General features: G+C 71.0%; 13 protein-coding genes. 6 read left to right on the top strand and 7 right to left on the bottom strand.

Annotation, left to right across the window (positions count from 1 at the left end; translation table 11 throughout):
• Positions 1 to 22 precede the first annotated feature (22 nt).
• Positions 23 to 796 carry a MerR family transcriptional regulator gene (locus tag C4V41_RS46475; protein WP_103962457.1) on the top strand — a complete coding sequence of 258 codons (774 nt, stop codon included), beginning with the start codon at positions 23 to 25 and terminating at the stop codon, positions 794 to 796.
• Here C4V41_RS46475 and C4V41_RS46470 read toward each other — a convergent pair.
• The 4 genes from C4V41_RS46470 to C4V41_RS46455 form a co-directional block, all read right to left on the bottom strand.
• Positions 765 to 2,483 carry an ABC transporter ATP-binding protein gene (locus C4V41_RS46470; protein WP_103962456.1) on the bottom strand — a complete coding sequence of 573 codons (1,719 nt, stop codon included), beginning with the start codon at positions 2,481 to 2,483 and terminating at the stop codon, positions 765 to 767. The two genes, C4V41_RS46475 and C4V41_RS46470, sit on opposite strands and share 32 nt — an antisense overlap.
• Complete coding sequence (locus tag C4V41_RS46465; RefSeq protein ID WP_103962455.1) at positions 2,480 to 4,204, bottom strand: ABC transporter ATP-binding protein; 1,725 nt, start codon at positions 4,202 to 4,204, stop codon at positions 2,480 to 2,482. Before C4V41_RS46465 ends, C4V41_RS46470 begins: the two co-directional genes overlap by 4 nt.
• Positions 4,201 to 5,097: an alpha/beta hydrolase gene (locus tag C4V41_RS46460; protein ID WP_200824710.1), complete on the bottom strand. Its 897-nt coding sequence runs from the start codon at positions 5,095 to 5,097 to the stop codon at positions 4,201 to 4,203. The genes C4V41_RS46465 and C4V41_RS46460 overlap by 4 nt, the downstream gene beginning before the upstream one ends.
• Positions 5,098 to 5,180: 83 nt before the next feature.
• Positions 5,181 to 5,540, bottom strand: coding sequence for a YybH family protein (locus C4V41_RS46455; protein WP_200824709.1), 360 nt, complete (start codon positions 5,538 to 5,540; stop codon positions 5,181 to 5,183).
• 85 nt (positions 5,541 to 5,625) lie between these two features.
• Between C4V41_RS46455 and C4V41_RS46450 the strand changes: the two genes are divergently transcribed.
• Positions 5,626 to 6,501, top strand: coding sequence for a LysR family transcriptional regulator (locus C4V41_RS46450; RefSeq protein ID WP_103962453.1), 876 nt, complete (start codon positions 5,626 to 5,628; stop codon positions 6,499 to 6,501).
• A gap of 7 nt (positions 6,502 to 6,508) precedes the next feature.
• Here C4V41_RS46450 and C4V41_RS46445 read toward each other — a convergent pair whose 3' ends face one another.
• Entirely contained in the window at positions 6,509 to 7,621 is a 1,113-nt protein-coding gene (locus C4V41_RS46445; RefSeq protein WP_146104046.1) for a nucleoside/nucleotide kinase family protein, read from the bottom strand.
• Positions 7,622 to 7,944: 323 nt separating this feature from the next.
• Here C4V41_RS46445 and C4V41_RS46440 point away from each other — a divergent pair, with 323 nt between their 5' ends.
• The gene (locus C4V41_RS46440; protein ID WP_235030807.1) at positions 7,945 to 9,000 is read left to right on the top strand and encodes a protein kinase family protein; all 1,056 of its coding nucleotides are present in this window, start codon (positions 7,945 to 7,947) and stop codon (positions 8,998 to 9,000) included.
• Positions 9,001 to 9,077: 77 nt separating this feature from the next.
• Here the strand turns inward: C4V41_RS46440 and C4V41_RS46435 are convergent, their stop codons facing one another.
• Positions 9,078 to 10,016 (bottom strand): helix-turn-helix domain-containing protein, encoded by a 939-nt coding sequence (locus C4V41_RS46435; protein WP_103962450.1) that lies wholly within the window; start codon positions 10,014 to 10,016, stop codon positions 9,078 to 9,080.
• A gap of 193 nt (positions 10,017 to 10,209) precedes the next feature.
• Between C4V41_RS46435 and C4V41_RS46430 the strand changes: the two genes are divergently transcribed.
• A complete protein-coding gene (locus C4V41_RS46430; RefSeq protein WP_103962449.1) occupies positions 10,210 to 11,865 on the top strand; it encodes a serine hydrolase domain-containing protein in 1,656 nt (551 codons plus the stop codon).
• Between the two features lie 108 nt (positions 11,866 to 11,973).
• Here the strand turns inward: C4V41_RS46430 and C4V41_RS46425 are convergent, their stop codons facing one another.
• A complete protein-coding gene (locus tag C4V41_RS46425) occupies positions 11,974 to 13,425 on the bottom strand; it encodes a DUF1349 domain-containing protein (protein WP_103962448.1) in 1,452 nt (483 codons plus the stop codon).
• Positions 13,426 to 13,565: 140 nt separating this feature from the next.
• Between C4V41_RS46425 and C4V41_RS46420 the strand changes: the two genes are divergently transcribed.
• Positions 13,566 to 14,228 (top strand): response regulator transcription factor, encoded by a 663-nt coding sequence (locus C4V41_RS46420; protein ID WP_103962447.1) that lies wholly within the window; start codon positions 13,566 to 13,568, stop codon positions 14,226 to 14,228.
• A complete protein-coding gene (locus C4V41_RS46415) occupies positions 14,225 to 15,310 on the top strand; it encodes a sensor histidine kinase (RefSeq protein ID WP_200824708.1) in 1,086 nt (361 codons plus the stop codon). The genes C4V41_RS46420 and C4V41_RS46415 overlap by 4 nt, the downstream gene beginning before the upstream one ends.
• Positions 15,311 to 15,385 lie beyond the last annotated feature (75 nt).

Raw genomic sequence — 15,385 nt, 5'->3', positions numbered from 1 at the left:
GTCAGGGACTTAACTGGGAACCATGCGGATCGGAGAGCTCGCCGCGCTGCTCGGGGTGTCCACCCGGACGGTGCGCTACTACCACCACCAGGGCGTCCTGCCGGAGCCGCCGCGCCTGGCCAACGGCTACCGCGAATACGGCATGCGCGACGCCATCGCCCTGGCCCGCGTACGGCGGCTGGTCGAGCTGGGGCTGAGCCTCGACGAGGCCCGCGACGTCGTCACCGAGGACCGCTCGCGTGAGCTGCCCGAGATCCTCGCCGAGATCGACGCCGACCTGGCCAGGCAGGAGCGGGAGATCCAGCTCAGGCGCGCCCGCCTGGCCCAGGTGCTGCAGCGGGCCGAGGCCGGGACGTTGTCGCCCGACGACGCCGCCTCCCCCGACCTGCTGGCGTTCCTGCGGGCGGTCGAGATCCCGTCCTCGCAGGCCGCGGCCTGGGATCGCGACCTGCTCCTGCTCATGGACACCGTGGCCGAGGCGCCGGACAAGCAGCGCGCCTTCGTCACGCTCGACGCCCTGGCCGCCGATCCCGAGGTGACGGCGCGCGGGCACGACTTCTACCGCAGGCTGGACGACCTGGCGGCGGCCGAGCCCGGCGACCCCCGGGTGGCGCCGCTGGCCGAGATGCTGGCCGACTTCAGCCTGGAGCACGTGCTCGGCGACATCAGGCCGGACTCGCCGCAGTGGGACGCCGCGTCGGTGGAGCCCTTCCTCGACGGGCTGGCCCCCGCGCAGGCCGAGGTGGTGCGGCAGGCCATGCGGATCATGCGAGCCCGGGTCGGGCCGGCGCGCTGAGGCTCCAGAAATCGGCGTAGCGGCCATCGCGGCGCAGCAGCTCGTCGTGGGTGCCCTCCTCCACGATCCGGCCGCCGTCCAGGAAGACGATGTGATCGGCGCGCCGCACGGTCCGCATGCGGTGCGCGACCATCACGACCGTCCGGCCCGCCATCAGGCGCTCGATGCCCTCGTGGACGGCCGCCTCGTTGGCCGGGTCGAGGGCGGAGGTCACCTCGTCGAGCAGCACGATGGGCGCGTTCTTCAGCAGCGCTCGCGCGATCGAGACCCGCTGGCGCTCGCCTCCCGACAGCAGCGCGCCGCCCTCGCCGACGTTCGCCGCCCAGCCGCCGGGCAGCCGTTCGATCACCTCGTCGAGCCGGGCCGCGGTCGCCGCCGCGCGCACGTCGGCGTCGTCGGCGTCGGGGCGGCCGAGCCTGACGTTCTCCTCGATCGTGCCCTCGAAGAGATAGACGTCCTGGAAGACGATGGCGATCCGCGCCATCAGCGTCTCGGTGTCGATGGCGCGTACGTCCACGCCGCCGACCCGTACCGCGCCGGCGTCCACGTCGTAGAAGCGCGCGAGCAACTGCAGCAACGTGCTCTTGCCCGAACCCGACGGCCCGACCACCGCGAGCCGCCGTCCCTCCGGCACGGACAACGACACGCCGTCGATCACCGTACGGTCGCCGTGCCGGAAGCCGGCGGAGGCGAACTCCAGGTCGTGGCGGTCCGGCCGGACCGGTTCGCGGGGTTCCGGCAGCGGCTCGGTACGCAGGACCGTGTCGAGCCTGTCCAGCTCGGCACGCGCGCTGCGCAGTTTGCCCCCGATGTCGGCCAGCGACAGCAGCGGATCGGCGCAGCGGGCGGCCAGCACCAGGATCGTCAGGAGCTCCGCCGCGCCGATGTTCCCGCCGAGCGCGAGGTAGGCGCCCAGGACCAGCAGCACGGTGAACATCACCTGCACCACGAGCGTCAGGCCCACGACGCCGGGCAGCACCGACAGCGTCAGCCTGCGGGACGAGCGCTGGAGTTCGCTCAGTGCGTCGTCGAGCAGCCGGAAACGTTCGGCGGTCCGGCCGCCGGCGCGCAGGACCGGCTGGGCCTGGAGATATTCGATGACGCGTCCGCCGGCCTCCTTGTCGCGTTCGTGGCGCTCGGCGTCGGTGGCGGCGATCGAGCGTCCCGTCCAGATCTGGACCGCCGCCACGACCGGGACGGCGGCCAGCGCGGCCAGCCCGAGCCGCCCGTTGAAGGCGATCATCACCGCGACGATCGTCAGCGGGGTCACGCAGGCGGAGATGAACGGCGCCAGCAGGTGCGCCGCCACGCTCATCGCCTGCAGGAGGCCGCGGCCGGCCAGGATGGACACCTCGCCGACGCGGCCGGCGTCGTACCAGCCGATGGGCAGCCGGGCCAGGTGGTCGCCGAGCCGGTGGTACATCCCGCGCAACAGCACGGTCCCGACGCGGAACCCGGACAGATCACTGATGTAGCGCAGCACGGCGTAGGCCGCGACCGCGGCACCGAACGCGACCAGCCACGGCAGGGCGGCCCCGGGTTCGCTCCCGAACAGGGCCCGCAGCACGGGGACCAGCAGGGCGTAGGACAGGCCCTCGGCCATCGCGGTCGCCGTCATCAGGGCCACGGTGCGGCGCATCGGCCGGGCGCCGTCGTGCCCCAGGACGCGCAGCAGCATGCGGATCATCGGGGGTCGTCCCCTTTCTGGGAGCGCCAGAACGCGGCGAATTTGCCGTCCTGTGCCAGCAGGTCGGCGGGGCTGCCACGTTCGACGATCTCGCCGTTCTCCAGCATCACGACGGTGTCGGCGCCGGCGACCGTCTCCAGGCGGTGGGCGATGACGAGGATGGTGCGATCCCAGCCGAGGGTCGTGAGGGCCTCGCGTACCGCCTGTTCGGTCTGCGGGTCGGCGAAGGAGGTCGCCTCGTCGAGCACCAGAACGGGGGTGGCGGCGAGCAGCGCGCGGGCGAGCGAGATCCGCTGCGCCTCGCCGCCCGACAGCCCGGCCTCCTCGCCGATCACCGTGTCGTAGCCGCGGGGCAGTTGGAGAACGCGGTCATGGATGTTCGCCAGCCGGGCGGCGCGGACCACGTCGTCGCGGTCGGCTTGCGGGACGGCCAGCGCGATGTTGTCCGCGACCGAGGCGCGCAGCAGGCGAACGTCCTGGAAGACGAAGGAGACCGTCTGGTAGAGCTCGCGGCTGCCGAGTTCGCGCAGGTCGACGCCGCCGATGGTGACCGAGCCGGCGTCCGGGTCGAAGAAGCGGGGCAGGAGCTGGACCAGCGTGGACTTGCCGCTTCCCGACGGGCCGACGATCGCGGTGACCGTTCCCGGTTCGAGCACCAGGTCGATCCCGCGCAGCACCTCGTTGCCGGCTTCGTAGCCGAAGCGGACGTCGCGCAGCTCCACCCGATGGCCCTGGGGCGCGACCGGGTGCGCGGGCTCCGGCAGTGACCGTACCGCGAGCACGTCCCGGATGCGGCCGACCGCGCGGCCCGCGGCGGTCATGTCGTCGAAGCCGTGGCCGAGGGCCGCGACCGGCGCGGTCAGGCCCAGTCCGAGCAGTAGGAAGGGCAGCAGGTCGGCCGGGGCCAGGCCGCCGGACGTGATCAGGGCCGTACCGCCGATCAGTACGACGAGCAGGACGAACGGCGGTGACAGCGCGAGCTGCATCCCGGCGGCGATCAGGGAGACGCCGCGTACCCACCGGAAGAAGATGTCGGTGAAATCGTCCGCGGCGGCGCGGAACTTGCGGTGGGCGCGCTCGGACCCGCCGAACGCCTTGACCACCGCGATGCCCTGGACGAACTCGACGACGGAGTTCGCGATCCGTCCCTGGGCCGCGTCGAACCTCTCCTGCTCGCCCTGCCGGGCCGGGGTCATCATCAGCGGGACGAGCGCCACCGCCAGCGCCACCGGGATCAGCGTGATCAGCGTGAGCCGCCAGTCGATGGTGAACAGGTAGACCAGCGACACCAGCGGCACCACGAACGCGGCGGCCAGCTCGCCGGGGGTGTGGGCGATGAACGGGTGCACGGCGCTCACGTCCTCGCCCACCACCTTGGCCAGCTCGCCGGTCCGGCGCCGGGAGAACCAGCCGATCGGTACGCGTCCCAGCCGATCGGCCAGTCGCCGGCGGAACGCCAGTTGCACCTGGCCGTCGAGAATGTGCCCGATCCCGGAGGACGCGGCCGTGAACAGCAGCCGGACGAACAGGCCGGCCGCCCCCACGATCACGACGAACCAGACATGACCGTGATCGATCGGGCCGGGCGACAACAGCATGCGACCCAGCTCGACGACCGCCAGCAGCGGCGCCAGACCGGCGAGGGCGCCGATGACCTGCGTGATCGCGACCGTGGCGAAAATCCAGCCGTACGGGCGTAGCAGCCCTGCGTCGGCTTTCACGTGGCCACGGCGCGGCGCAGGACGGCGCCGAGTTCGGCGATCTGCCGCTGCGACACCTCGGCGGTCTGCAGCGCCTGCGACCCGTGGAAGGTGCCGGCCCACTGGTGTAGCTCGACCGGCACGCCCGCCTGCAGCAGGCGCAGCGCGTAGGTGATGTTCTCGTCGCGGTTCGGGCAGAACTCCGCGGAGGCCAGGTAGACGGGCGGCAGGCCGGACAGGTCGGTGGCGCGCGCCGGGGCGGCGTACGGCGTCGCGGGGGTGGCGCCCAGGTAATGCCGCCACGCCGCGGCGACCGAATCGCGGGTCATCCAGGGCGTGTCGGTGAAGTTCCGGGCCGACCAGGTTTCCTGCCGGTCGTCGAGGCCGGGCTGGTTGAGCAGTTGGAAGCGGATCCGCGGCCCCCGCTCGTCACGGGCCCGCAGCGCCATCCCGGCCGCGAGCCCGCCACCGGCGCTGTGCCCGCCGACCGCGATGCGGTCCGGGTCGACGCCGAGCTCGGCCGCGTGCTCGGCCACCCAGGTCAGGACGGCGTAGGCGTCGTCCAACGCGGCCGGGAACGGGTTCTCGGGCGCCAGGCGGTAACCCACCGAGATCACCACGGCGCCGGACTCGTTCGCGATCCGGGCGGCCCACGGGTGCTCGGTCTCCAGGTCGCCCATGACCCAGCCGCCGCCGTGCATCCAGATGATGGCGCCCTGCGCCTGGTGCGGGCGGTAGATCCGGACCGCCACGTCCGGATCGGCGGGCACCATGCGGTCCTCGATCTCCAGCCCCGTCGTGTCCGGCGCCGCCGCCGCGGTGGCCAGCTGGTGATATTTCTGGCGGGAGGCGGCCGGGTCGGCGAATTCGGGGCGGGGCAGCAACGGGACGAATGCTTCTAGTTCTGGATCCATGTCGGCCATCTTCACGGGTCGCCGGCCTGGGATCATCCGCCATCTGTCGGGCATCCACCCCGGATCGCGCACCGATCGGCGCGCTACGCGGTGGGGGTGACGAACTCCGGCTGGTCGATGACGCGCAGCCAGCTTCCGTCGGGCTGGCGCCGTACGACCTGGGCGCGGGCCCCCGATCCATCCTTCGGCGGGGTCGAGGTGAGCGCGATGTCGCCGAAGACCAGCGTCGGCAGCGGCTCTTCGGCCTCGAAGTGCGGGCGCCCGGCCAGCACCTTCTCCCACAGCTCCCTGATCGCCTCCCGGCCGATCGTCTGGCTGCCCGGCGGGTAGGCCAGCACCGCGTCCTCCTCGTACAGGGCGGCGACCCCGGCCGCGTCGCCGGCATTGGACCGCTCGACGAACAGGCGGGTGATGTCCTCGGGCCGCATGGCCTTCTCCGTCATGACTCCTCCTTGGTTTCTTCCAGCCTGCCGAAGGTTTTGATAGAAGTCCAACAGATGGTTTTCATGGGAACTAGAATTTCTAGTTATGGAATTGCGGCAGTTGGAGTACTTCGTCGCGGTCGCCGAGGAGCGGAACTTCACGCGGGCCGCCGAGCGGGTGCACATCAGCCAGTCCGGTGTCAGCGCCCAGATCCGGCAGCTCGAACGCGAGCTGGGGGCCGAACTGTTCGACCGGTCGGCGCGCAGCGCGACCCTGACGGCCGCGGGGCGAGCGGCGCTCGAACACGCCCGCGCCGCCCTGGCCGCCGCCGAGGCGGTGGGGCAGGCGGTGGGCGAGGTGGCCGACCTGATCCGGGGGCGGCTGACGGTCGGGATGGTCATCGGGTGCACGCTGACACCGCTGTTCGACGCGCTCGCCACGTTCCACCGGGCTCATCCGGGGGTGCGGATCGCGCTGCTGGAGGACAACTCCGACCGGCTCTGCGAAGGGGTTCGTACGGGTGCGCTCGACCTGGCCCTCATCGGCACCGCGACGGCCGCGCCAGAAGGGCTGGAGGCGCACACGATCATCAGCGAACGGCTCGTCGCGGCCGTGCCGGCCGGGCACGCGCTGGCGGGGCGGGAGGAGGTGACGTTGCGGGAGCTGCTGGCGTACCCGATCGTGTGCATGCCGCCGGGGACGGGGCTGCGCACGGTGTTCGACCGGGCCTGCGCCGCACAGGACCTGCGGCCGGTGATCGCGATGCAGGCCAGCGCCGCCGACGCGATCGCCGACCTGGCCGGGCGTGGGATGGCGGTGGCGGTGCTGAGCGACTCGATGGCCGCCCACTACGGCGACCGGCTCACCGCCCTGCGGATCCGCGACGTGGAGACGCCCGCGCTGCTGGCGCTGGTCTGGAAGAGCGCGCTCGGCCCGGCGGTGCGGGAACTGCTCAGGTACGCGCGGCGGGCGTTCGCGTAAGGACCGTTCAGGGGCGGGCGGTGGGCCAGTCGCCGATGCGGTCGCGTACGAGGGCGACCACTTCGTGCACCTGCAGGCCGTCCGTGTCGATGCGCAGACCCTCGCCCCCGGTCTGGGCTTCGGCCGCCGCCCGTTCGGCGATGCGCCGCAAGGCACCCATGTCCCGATTTTTCATCTCATCACCGGGCAGCGCCGGCCCCTCCCCCCGGCCGCGCCGCGCCACCCGCTCGGCCAGTGTCGCCGGTCCGGCGTGCAGCCGGCAGACCGTCAGCGGCGCCTTCGGAAGCAGCTCGGCATACCTCCGGATGGTGTCATCGGAGCCGGCCTCCCCGGAGACGATCAGGCACTCGGCCCCGGCCTCGCGATATCCGGCCCAGACGGCCGCGAGATTGCGCGCCTTCAGACGAAGGTCGTCCCCGATCGGCCGCAGCACCCCGATCTGCTTCACATCGACATACGCGGCGGGCGTCCCGGACCGGAACACCTCCCGGAAGATCTCGTACGCGATCGTCGACTTCCCGGACGCCGTGGCCCCGGCGAACCACAACACGGGAGCCGTTCCGGAGTCGACCGGGGCGGCGACCTCGTGGGGTGTCACGGCGGGCAGCACACCCGGCCACCCACCGGCCGCCCGCTCACGCACCAGCCGCGCCGCCTCCGCCACGCCCAGGCCGCCGGTGTCCACGCACAGGTCGGCATAGGTGCTGCGCTCCAGCCCCGCCGCCTCGGCGACGGCGTCCTCCACCAGGTCGGGGCGCCATCCGCGCGCGAGAAAGCGCCTCCGCAACTCGGCGCCGCCGACCCACAGGCGGCACGACGTGAACGCGACGCCGGGCATCCGGCTCGTGTACTCGGCGACCTCCTCGGCCGTGTCGACGAAACCCGACAGCACCAGGCACCGCACGCCCTCCTGCCGGAAATGAGGCAACATCGCGGCCAGATTGCGGGCGCGCAGCGCGTGAGCGCCGTTCTCCGGCAGGGGGTGGCACATGCCGATCTGGTCACCGTCGACGAACGCCGTCGTGACCCCGTCGCGGCTCAGCCGCGCGAACACCTCCCAGCCGACCGAGGACTTCCCGACCCCCGACGGCCCGGACAACCAGAGCAAAGGCAGATCCACCCGCGCGACACTAACGGCAGGGCCGCGCTCCCGGCGAACCGATTTCGGGTGCGGATTCGCCGGTCAGACCGGTATGAACGGCCGGTCGTGACGTGGCCCGTTCCCGTGGTGTCCGCCGCGAGCACCAGATCAGCGGGAACGAACCGACACCGCTGGGGGTCAGCCCTGCGGTGACGTCTCTCGGTCCTGCGCAAGGGAGTGGCGGTGTCCACCGTCATCCGCCTGCCCGTCGGCAGGACGCTCTCCGTCCGGGTCGCTCGGCAACCCCGCGCCCACGGGGGCGGGGTGGGCAAGGGCTGCCGCCATCGGCCGGTAAGGTGATCATGATGATGGACGCGCGGCTGACCACCCACGGTGACGTTTCCACGGCCCTGGCCCGTTATGACGACCGGGAGCTGGCCGAGCTGCTGGAGCGCGAGGCCGAGCCTCTCGGCACCGGCATCGGCGGGGCGTCCGCGCGGCTCGAGGTCGGCGGCACCTCGGTCTTCGTCAAACGCGTGCCCCTCACCGAGCCCGAACTACGCCACCCGCACTCGACGGCCAACCTGTTCGGGTTGCCGCCGTTCTGCCAGTACGGCATCGGCTCGCCCGGCTTCGGCGCCTGGCGCGAGCTGGCCGCGCACACGATGACCACCGAATGGGTGCTGACCGGCCGGTTCCCCGGCTTCCCGCTGCTGTATCACTGGCGAGCGCTGCCCAACGCCGAGCCCGCCCCGCTGTACGGAGAGCTGGCCGACATCGATCAAGCGGTCACCTTCTGGGAGGGCGCGCCCGGCATGCGGCGCCGCCTCGAAGCGCTGGCAGAGGCTCCGGCGAGCCTGGTGCTGTTCCTGGAGTACTTCCCGTACAACCTGGACCAGTGGCTGGGCGAGCGGGTGCGCGCGGGCGACGCCGACCACGCCTGCGCCCTGGCGGACCAGGGGCTGCGTGAGGTCGTGTCCTTCATGAACGCGGGCGGCCTGCTGCACTTCGACGCGCATTTCGAGAACTTCCTCACCGACGGGCACCGCTTCTACCTGACCGACTTCGGGCAGGCCGTGTCGACCCGGTTCGACCTGTCAGAGGAGGAACATGCCTTCTATCGCCGGCACCGCACCTTCGACCGCACCTACACGCTGACGTACCTGGTGAACTGGCTGGCGGGCACCTTCCACGGCGCCGCCTGGCCGAGGCGTCGCGGCCTGGTGCGGGGATGGGCGGCGGGAGAGCAGCCCGTCGGCATGCCCGAGGGGGTCGCGGCTCTGCTGTCGCGGCGCAGCCCGCTGGCCACCGTGCTGAACGACTTCTACCACGGTCTGCAAAGTGAGAGCAGGAAGACGCCGTACCCGCTGGAGGAGATCCGCCAGGTGGCCGGACGGCACGCCCTGCCGCTTGAGTGATCGAGCCCGATGCTGCCGCTATTCGCCATGGGCCGACCCCTCGCTGATCGTCCCGCGCGGCATCACCACCCACCGCGCTATGGTCCCTGCTCAGGTCGGGCGATCAGTGCGTCGCGTTGCGTGGAACTCAGGCGGTCGGACCTCGGGGTGATGGCGTACGTGCCGCGCCCGGCCTGCTCCACGGTGAGCGGGTCGGAGAGGGCCGGGCGGCGGGTGATCGCGTCCAGGGCGTCGGCCGTCCGCGCGACGGGCCAGCCGAGTGCCGTGGCGAGGTCGTCCAGGGTGAGTGGCCGGGCGGCGAACACCAGTGCGGCCAGCACCGTCCGCGCGTCGCGTACGACGGCGTCGGTGAGGCCGCTGCCGTTCATCTGCTCGCTGATCCAGGTGAAGAACTGCGCCATCTGGCCCAGCCGGGTGCCGGCGGGCGTGCCGGCGCCGAAGATCTCGATGCCGTGCCGTGCGGCCGCCGCGACCTCGGCGTGTGCCCCGGTGTCGGATTTGAACGCCCGGAGCCAGACGTCGTCGTCGATGACGTACCGCTCACGGCGGCCGGAATCCTGGGTGCGCCTGACCAGCTCGACCGGCTCCAGGTAGCCGATGGCCTTGGACACCGACGCCGGGCTGACCTGAAGCTGGCGTACGAGCTCGGCGGACGTCAGGCCCCCGGACTCGGAGGTGAGCAGGCAGACGAACACCCGCGCGGGCATCCGGGACAGGCCGGTCCCGACCAGCAGGGTCGCGAACTGCTCCACGAAGGCGCGCACGGACTCGGACGGCCGCCCGTCGGCCGTCGGCTCCGTGGCCTGCGCCGGTCTGCGGCGGCGGGCGCGCTGACCGGCGGCCTGCTGGGCGCGGTCGGGCAGGTAGCCGCCGGGCGCGCTGTTGCGGGCCACTTCGCGGCTGATCGTGGACGTGGGCCGGCCGAGCCGCCGGGCGATCTCGGCGTATTCCAGCTTTTCGCCCAGCCAGATCGCGATCTGACGGCGATCGTCGTGGGTCAGCCTGCCTCCGGGCATCGGCTCGCCCTCCTGTCGGTTCCATGTCCACGGGTGCGTTCACTCACAGTACATTGCAACGGCCGATTGCGTTTATCGGCAATCCTGTTGCAACGATTCGTGCTGTTAACCAGGTATAACGTCTAATTGTCGTTGACGATATATGAAATGCAACGTAGCCTTTTCGCACTTGGAAAGAATCGGAGGACTTCTTATGGCAAGAGCGCTGGATGTGACCCGGATACGAGCTCGCGTCGCCGAGCTGCTGGCGGAGTACCGGATTCCGAGTGCCACGATCGGCGTCCTCAGCGGCGGGGAGATCACCGACTTCGCGGTCGGCGTCAAGAACGTCTCCACGCGGGAGCCCGCGACGCCCGGCACCGTCTACCAGTGCGGCTCCGTGTCCAAGACCTGGACCGCCCTCGCCTTCATGCAGCTCGTCGACGAGGGAAAAGTCGCCCTGGACGAGCCGGTGCGAACCTACCTTCCTGAGTTCCGGGTCGCCGACCCCGAGGTCAGCGCCCAGGTCACACCCCGCCATCTCCTCAACCACACCAACGGCATCGAGGAGAGCTACGGAGATCCGGGCGAGGGCGACGACGTGTACGAGCGCATGGTGGCGAACATCGCCGACGCGCGCCAGGTCCACCCCTTGGGCCACACGCACGGCTACAGCGCGGCCCTGGGCTACGCGATCCTCGCCGGCATCATGGAGGTGATCGACGGTAGGCGGTGGGACGACATCATGCGGGATCGCCTGTTCGGCCCCTTGGGGCTGACCTCGACGACGAGTCGGCGCGAGCACGTGGACGAGGATCGGGCCGCGACCGGATATCTGATCCGATCCCTCGAAGAGGGGCCCATTCTCTCGCCGCTGGATCATCTGCCGCGCTCCTTCGGGCCTGGCGGCAACGTCAACACGACGGCCCGGGAATTGCTCACGATGGCGTACGTCTTCCTCAACGAAGGAATGGCGCCGAACGGGACCAGAATCGTCTCCCCCGGCATCATCCGCGAAATGATGGAGTCGCGGGTCCCCGTACCTGACCCGTACATGTTCGGGCCGGAATGGGCGCTCGGCCTCATCGTGTGCGACTGGCACGGCGAGACCGTCTACGCCCACGACGGCAGTGCGGTCAGCCAGAGCGCCCGTCTGCGGATTCTGCCGGAATCCAACATCGCCATCTCGATGCTGGTGAACGCCGGGCCGCGCGACAGCTTCTACCGGAAGGTGTTCAACGAGATCCTGGCCGACCTCGGCGCGGTCACGATCCCCGATCTGCCGGAGCCCGACCCGTCCCTGGTCCTCGATCTGTCCAGGTACGAAGGCTCCTACGAGCGCCCCGGCACCCGCTTCGACGTGGTGGCCGAACGCGGGAAGCTCCACCTCAAATTCGCCCTGAACCGGATGGAGGCGCAACTCCTCAACAAACCAGAGCAGCTCGACTACGAACTGCTCCCGACCAGCGAGACCCACTTCTTGATGCTGTCGGACGATCCGCTCGAGGACCCTCAGACCGTCGCGATCTACGACTTCAAGAATGGTTCAGCTCAGTATCTTCACACCAATTGCCGAGTTAATCCGAGAGTTGATGAGGAGGAGGCCACGATGCACGTCATGGCTGTTTCCACGATTTCCGACAACGATGGCTACTGGGATTCCATGAAGCAGGCGTACGGCCGGCTTCCCTCAGGTGCCAAATGGACGATGGCGGTGGCGAGCACCGACGGGACCAAGGCGGTGAACGTCATCGTTCACGACTCGATCGACGGCGTCAGGAGTTTCTTCGAGGATCACGCCGGCGCCTTCGCCACGACGGAATACTTCGAGGCCGACGCGGCCAACGCGGTCGGCCTCCCCACGACGTAGCAGCGGCGAGGCCGGGAGCCGCCCGGCTCAGCGACCTTCGATGGGCGGCGAGTGGCCGGCCACAGCTCGCCGAGGACGCGGTCGTCGTACTTGTCACGGGCAGAGCCGTCAGGCAGGCGCGGATACAGTCGTTTCCCAACGCGACCGGCCGTATGCCGCCCCGAGGGCGACGGCGGCATACGCGCAGATGACGGTCAGACCCGCCCAGGGCGGGAGCGGGTGGTAGCCCCCGAGCAGCGACGGGATCACGTCCACATGCGCGAACGTGGGGACGCTCTGCGTGATCGCGAACCCGGCGGCGGGGGTGATCATCAGCAGCCACGGCGCCACTCCCGACGTCGCCAGCAGGTGCGGCACGACGACCAGCGCGACGGCCAGCCCGATGGCGACGACGCTCCGCCTGACCAGCGCGGCCAGGCCCAGAGCCAGGACGGCCGCGGCCGCGGTCAGCGCCGCGTAGCCGACGATCACCCGCAGCTCGGTGCCCAGGGTGATCGGCTGGACCGGGTTCTGGTTGGCCCGCAACATCGCCAGGCCGACGGGCACCACGACCCCCGAGGACACCAGCCCCGCCAGGAACGCGACCGTACCGATCACCACGGCCTTGACCGCCAGCACCCCCGCCGGATGCGGCCCCCGCACGAACAGGACCGCCGCCACCAGCACCGGGATCAGCCCCAGGCCCCCGCCGATCAGCATGAGGTCGGCGCGCAGACCGCCCTCCACCGTGGCGGGCCCGATGTCACCGCCCCCGGTCACGACGAACCTGCCGCCGGACTCGACGACCCCGCCCGGGTGATGCGGGGTCTTTCCGTCGGACTCCATGACGACGCCGACGTCGTCGCGGCGCCACGAACCGTTCCCGCCCTTCACCGTGATCCGGTCGAAGGCGGCGGTGGCCTGGGCGAAGGCCTTCGCCATGTCCCACAAGACGCCCGGTGAGGTGACGAACATCCCGATCTCGACCGTCTCCGGCAGCCCGGCCAGCTCAACCGTGCTGACCACGGTCCACGTCTTGCCGTCGTCCGACTCGTGGCCGGTGATGGTGTCGCCCGACCTGGTCAGCCGCAGCCACTGGTGAGGGCCATTGTGCGGACCGCCGGCCACGTCGTGGGTGAAGTTGTCCTGCATCCGCACGCCATGATGGCCGGTGAGCATGACGGCGGCGTACGGTGTGCCCTGCTTGAGGCTCTGCCTGACCAGGAGTCCGGCCTTCGCCCATGGCACCACGCCCTCCTTGACGTTGCGCACCCCGGGCACGACGTCCGGCAGCCGAATCTGCCCCGTCATGTCCGACACCCGGACGGTGATGCTGCCGTTGCCCTTGAGCGGCTGGTGCACGAAGTAGTACCTGTCGCTCACCGCCGTACCATCGGGACCCACCACAGGCGCGGGACAGGGCTCCTCCCCCTTCCCGGTCACGCAACTGGTGCGGGCACCCCCGGCGACCAGCAGTCCGAGCGACACCGTGACCAGCACGGAGGCCGCCATGGCGAGCACCAAGCCCCGCGCGGAGCGGAACCTGGCCCACTCGGCGCGCAGCAACGTGAATGAACTCATGGCGACGGTTGTACGCGGCACCCGGTTCCAGCCGGGTCGCAGCCGCTGCGACCCGGCTGGAACCGGGGATCTGGCATCGTTGCGGCCATGGCATCTCGACCCGGCGGCCGGTTCCGCCGCCCTTCCGGCTGTGAGCAGCGGTGAGAGTCCTCGTCGTCGAGGACTTCGAGGTCCTCGCCCGCTCCATCGGTACGGGCCTGCGCCGCGAGGGCATGGCGGTCGACGTCGTCCTGGACGGAACCGCCGCCCTCGACCGACTGGCCACCACCCGCTACGACGTGGTGATCCTCGATCGCGACCTGCCCGGCGTCCACGGTGACGAGATCTGCCGGCGACTCGCCCACGGCCGCTGTGAGTCCCGCGTCCTGATGCTCACCGCATCCGGCACGATCGAGGACCGCGTCGACGGGCTCAGCCTCGGCGCCGACGACTACCTGCCCAAGCCGTTCGCGTTCGCCGAACTGGTCGCCCGTGTCCGCGCCCTGGCCCGCCGCGCCACCCCGCCGATACCGCCCACGCTGACCTGCGGAGACATCACCCTCGATCCGGCCCGCCGGGTCGCGTCCAGGGCGGGCCGCCGTCTTGAGCTGAGCCCGAGAGAGTTCGCGCTGCTCGAATGTCTGCTCGGCGTGCCCGGCCTGGTCATCTCCGCCGAAGAGCTGCTCGAACGCGTCTGGGACGAGGCTGCCGACCCGTTCAGCAGCGCCGTCAAGCACACCATGCACCGGTTGCGGGCCAAGCTCGGCGACCCGCCCGTGATCGAGACCGTCCGCGAAGGCGGCTACCGCATCGGACCGTCGTGACGCTCGCCGGAAAGTCCCTGCAGAAGCGGCTCGCGCTCGCCTACGCGTCGGGCATCTACGCCGCCGGATTCCTCGTGCTCGTCTTCGTCGACGTCCCGCTCGTCACCATCAACGCGACCGTCCCCAAAGACCACTCCTCATCGAGCCCGATCACCGAGCCCGGGATCAGCCTGCCCCAGCTCCTCGCCGGATCCGCCGTCGCCCTGGTCGTTCTGATCCCGATCGCCCTGGCTCTCGGCTGGTACGTCGCCGGCCGCTTCCTGCACCCGCTGCGCGCCATCACCGCCACCGCCCAGATCATCTCCGCCGGCAACCTGCACCGGCGCCTCGACCTCGGCCGGCCCACGGACGAGCTGACCGAGCTCGGCCACACCCTCGACGACCTGTTCGCCCGCCTGGAAGCCTCCTTCGACGCCCAGCGCCACTTCGTCGCCAACGCCTCCCACGAGCTGCGCACCCCGCTGGCCGGCCTGCGTACCCTCCTCGAAGTCGCCCTCGCCGACCCCGACGCCGACGCCGGCACCCTGCGCGCGGTCTGCCAGGAGGCCCTCGACCTGGGCGGACACCAGGAGCGGCTCGTCCAGGCGCTGCTCGCCCTGGCGACCAGCGAGCGCGGCGTCACCCGCTGGGACACCCTCGACCTGGCCCACGTCGTCGAAGAAGTGCTGGCCTCCCGCCGCGAACAGGCGACGCGGTCGGGCATCGACCTCGCCGACCACCTGACGCCCGCGGTGACGTCCGGAGACCCGAAACTGATCGAAAGCCTCGTCGCCAACCTCATCGACAACGCCCTGCGCCACAACCACACCGGCGGGCACGTACAGGTCACCACGCGGACCTCCGGCACGCAGGCGGCCCTCACGGTCACCAACAGCGGGCCGGTCATCCCCGGCGACCAGATCCAGCGCCTCTTCCAGCCCTTCCAGCGGCTGGCGCCCGATCGACACGGCCGCCCCGACGGCTACGGCCTCGGCCTCGCCATCGTCAACGCCGTCACGCAGGCTCACCACGCCACCCTCACCACCAGCGCCCGCCCAGAAGGCGGTTTGTCCATCACCGTACGGTTCCAGCGCCGACGCTGAACGACAGGCAGCGGACAGCCTCCCGACAGGGCGCGCGATTACGCTCCAGCTCGCGACGAACGGAGGGAGAGAAGC

This window comes from Nonomuraea solani (assembly GCF_900108335.1).
Lineage (GTDB): Bacteria > Actinomycetota > Actinomycetes > Streptosporangiales > Streptosporangiaceae > Nonomuraea > Nonomuraea solani.
The sequence above is the reverse complement of the archived record's forward strand: the minus strand, read 5'-3'. Positions and strand labels throughout refer to the sequence as shown.

Coding starts and splice junctions, on each gene's coding strand:
- C4V41_RS46475 (WP_103962457.1), top strand. CDS start 23: ATGCGGATCGGAGAGCTCGCCGCGCTGCTCGGGGTGTCCACCCGGACG.
- C4V41_RS46470 (WP_103962456.1), bottom strand. CDS start 2,483: ATGATCCGCATGCTGCTGCGCGTCCTGGGGCACGACGGCGCCCGGCCG.
- C4V41_RS46460 (WP_200824710.1), bottom strand. CDS start 5,097: ATGGATCCAGAACTAGAAGCATTCGTCCCGTTGCTGCCCCGCCCCGAA.
- C4V41_RS46455 (WP_200824709.1), bottom strand. CDS start 5,540: ATGACGGAGAAGGCCATGCGGCCCGAGGACATCACCCGCCTGTTCGTC.
- C4V41_RS46450 (WP_103962453.1), top strand. CDS start 5,626: ATGGAATTGCGGCAGTTGGAGTACTTCGTCGCGGTCGCCGAGGAGCGG.
- C4V41_RS46440 (WP_235030807.1), top strand. CDS start 7,945: ATGATGATGGACGCGCGGCTGACCACCCACGGTGACGTTTCCACGGCC.
- C4V41_RS46435 (WP_103962450.1), bottom strand. CDS start 10,016: ATGCCCGGAGGCAGGCTGACCCACGACGATCGCCGTCAGATCGCGATC.
- C4V41_RS46430 (WP_103962449.1), top strand. CDS start 10,210: ATGGCAAGAGCGCTGGATGTGACCCGGATACGAGCTCGCGTCGCCGAG.
- C4V41_RS46425 (WP_103962448.1), bottom strand. CDS start 13,425: ATGAGTTCATTCACGTTGCTGCGCGCCGAGTGGGCCAGGTTCCGCTCC.